A 2,975-nucleotide genomic window follows, 5' to 3' on the forward strand; every position below is an offset into this window, starting at 1 on the left:
GCCGGCGCCCGCCAGGCCGGCAAGCCACCGAGCAGATTGCCCCACAGGCTCTCCCAGCGCCGCTGCAGGGCGGCGGCCCCGTTGGGCGCGTGCCTGGTGTCGGCGGGCCAGGTCCGGCCGACCTCACCGCCGACGCCCCCGAGGTGCTCACCGGTAGCCCGTTCTGGCAACCCTAGCCATGAACGAGCCCTCCGAGCCCGCGGCCGAAGAGATCATCCGGTATGACAAGGACGCCACGACGCGGATCGCCACGATCACGTTCGACCGCCCGGACTATCTCAACGCGCCGACGGTCGCCGCGCGGGTGCGTTACGCAGACTTGTTGCACCGGGCCAACATCGACGACGACGTCAAGGTTCTGGTGGTCCGCGGTGCCGGCGACGACTTGGGCTCGGGTGCGGATCTCACCGAGGCCATGCGGATGCGCGACGCGGCGGACCAGGGTCCGCGGCTCGCCGAATACCGGATCGGCGCTGACGAAGTCCGATACCCGCCGCAGGGGTCGTTTCGTAACGGTGCCACGCTCGGCCAGTGGTATGCCAACCCGAACTCGGGCATTCGCGGCCTGCAGGACTTCAAGAAGATCAGCATCCTCGAGGCCAAGGGTTACTGCTACGGCTGGCATTTCTACCAGGCCGCCGATGCCGACCTGGTGATCTCCAGCGACGACGCGCTGTTCGGGCACCCGTCGTTCCGGTATTACGGTTGGGGGCCCCGCATGTGGTGGTGGGCGCAGACCATGGGCATCCGCAAGTTTCAGGAGATGGTGTTCACCGGACGGGCTTTCACCGCCGCGGAGATGTATGACTGCAACTTCCTCAACAGCGTGGTGCCGTGGGCTGAACTCGAGGCCGAGGTGGACAAGTACGCGCTCGCGTGTGCCAGTAACCGCCCCACGGACACGGTCTTCATGCAGAAGGTCTTCTTCGAAATCATGAAGCAGTTCCAGGGCGAATATCTGGGCAGCATGCTCAGCGGCGTGTTCGAGTCAATGGGAGGCAGTGTCCGCCCGGACGCCGGCGATGAGTTGATGCTCGGCGACGCGATGAAGCGGGGCCTGGGTGACGCGGTCAAGGACAACGACGTCAAGTTCCCCGCCGAATGGCGGCTGAGCAAGAAGGCCCGCAAGAAGGCGCGAGCCGACAAGAACAGCAACGCGAAGAGAAAGAAACAGTGACGCAACGTCGCGTCGAACCGCCGCTTGACGGCTATACCGTGATCGACCTGTCCACCGGTATAGCCGGCGCCTACTGCACCAAGTTGCTTGCCGACGGCGGTGCCCACGTCGTGAAAGTGGAATGCCCGCAGGGTGACTCGCTGCGCGCATGGTCGGCCTCGGGCGCCACCATCCCGGCCGGCGGTGACGGCGCGCTGTTCAGCTTCCTGGCCGGGGCGAAACACAGTGTCGTCGCCGATCCCGCCGCCGACGACGACGTCGAACTGGTGAACCGGCTGCTGGCCGCCGCGGATGCGGTGGTGTGGTCCGCCGGCTCCGAAGTGGTCGAACACCCGAACTTTTCGCCGCGCGCCATCCACGCCGGGCACCCACATCTGACGGTCACCGCGATCACGCCGTTCGGCCTGGAGGGCCCGTGGCGCGACCGCGCGGCGACCGAGTTCACGCTGCAGGCGTGGTCGGGAGGAATCGTCGGGCTGGGCCGCGGCGAGCAGGAGCGTCCGCCCGTCTTCGTCGGCGGTCAGGTCGGCGAATACCTGGCCGGCGTCTACGCGAGCGTGTCCACCCTGGCGTCCCGGTGGCGCCGAATCGACGGCGGGGCAGGAGAACTGCTGGACCTGTCGATGCTCGAGACGCAGATCCTGTGCCTCACCTATTACCCGGTCTCCTACTTCGAAGTGCTCGGTCGCCCGTGGCGAGACATGCGGCGGCCGACCATTCCTGGAGTGGCTCAGGCCAAGGATGGCCTGGTCGACCTCGGGTGTGGGACCGCGCAGCAGTGGTTCGACCTGTGCGCGATGGTGGGCCGCCCGGAGTGGATCGATGAGGAATCGCCGCTGTCGATCACCGAGCAGGCGAACATCCACGCCGAGGAGATCTTTGCCTGGCTGGCCGACACCCCGGTCGACGAAATCCGGGAACTGGCTTCGGCATTCCGCATCCCCAACGCGCCCGTCGCCAACGGCGCCAACGTGACGTCGTTCGACCAGTTCGTGGCGCGCGATTCGTTCGTGTGCAATCCGCGCGACGGCTTCCAGCAGCCCAGCCACCCGTACCGCATGCGGCCCGCGCAGCTATGCCAACCGCAGCCGGCGCCGCGGCTGGGCGAGCACACCGAGCGCTACCGCACCGCGCATCTCCCGGCGCGGCCCGCGCCGAGTGGGGTCGCGAAACCGCTGCCGCTCAGCGGTATTCGGGTGCTGGACATGACGACGTTCTGGGCCGGTCCCTGCTGCACGCATGCGCTGGCCCTGCTCGGCGCCGAGGTCATTCACGTCGAGTCGACCCGCCGGCCCGACGGCACGCGGATGATCGCCGGCATACCGATCACCGAGGACCGGTGGTGGGAGAAGTCTCCGATCTTCGAGGCCCTCAACACCAACAAGAAAGGCCTCACCCTGGACCTGCAGAGTCCGCGAGGCCGGGAACTGCTGCGCGAGCTCATCGCAACGTCCGACGTGCTCGTGGAAAACTTTACGCCGCGCGTGCTGGACCAGATCGGCCTGGATTTCCCGACCGCCCAGTCGATTCGACCGGACATCGTGATGGTGCGGATGCCGGGCTTCGGCCTGGAGGGACCCTGGCGTGACAACCCGGCATTCGCCTACGTCATCGAATCGGCCTCCGGGGTGAGTTGGCTCACCGGCTATCCCGATCGCACGCCGTATGACCCGTATTCGATCGGAGATCCTAACGCGGGCGTGCACGCACTCAACGCGATACTGCTGGCGCTCGAGCACCGGCGCCGCACGGGCGAGGGCGTGTTCGTCGAAGCGGCGATGGTCGATGCCGCGCTCAG

2 protein-coding genes are annotated in these 2,975 nt (G+C 67.3%); both read left to right on the forward strand.

From position 1 onward, the window contains the following. The first annotated feature begins 178 nt into the window (after window positions 1-178). The gene (locus tag A5622_RS02060; RefSeq protein WP_066876357.1) at window positions 179-1,177 is read left to right on the forward strand and encodes an enoyl-CoA hydratase/isomerase family protein; all 999 of its coding nucleotides are present in this window, start codon (window positions 179-181) and stop codon (window positions 1,175-1,177) included. Then, window positions 1,174-2,975, forward strand: a 1,802-nt coding sequence (locus tag A5622_RS02065; protein WP_066876359.1) for a CoA transferase, incomplete at its 3' end; no start/stop codon positions are given. The genes A5622_RS02060 and A5622_RS02065, both read left to right, overlap by 4 nt.

The sequence above is a fragment of the Mycobacterium sp. 1245801.1 genome (genome assembly GCF_001673055.1).
GTDB classification, from domain to species: domain Bacteria; phylum Actinomycetota; class Actinomycetes; order Mycobacteriales; family Mycobacteriaceae; genus Mycobacterium; species Mycobacterium europaeum_A.

Coding starts and splice junctions, on each gene's coding strand:
- A5622_RS02060 (WP_066876357.1), top strand. CDS start 179: ATGAACGAGCCCTCCGAGCCCGCGGCCGAAGAGATCATCCGGTATGAC.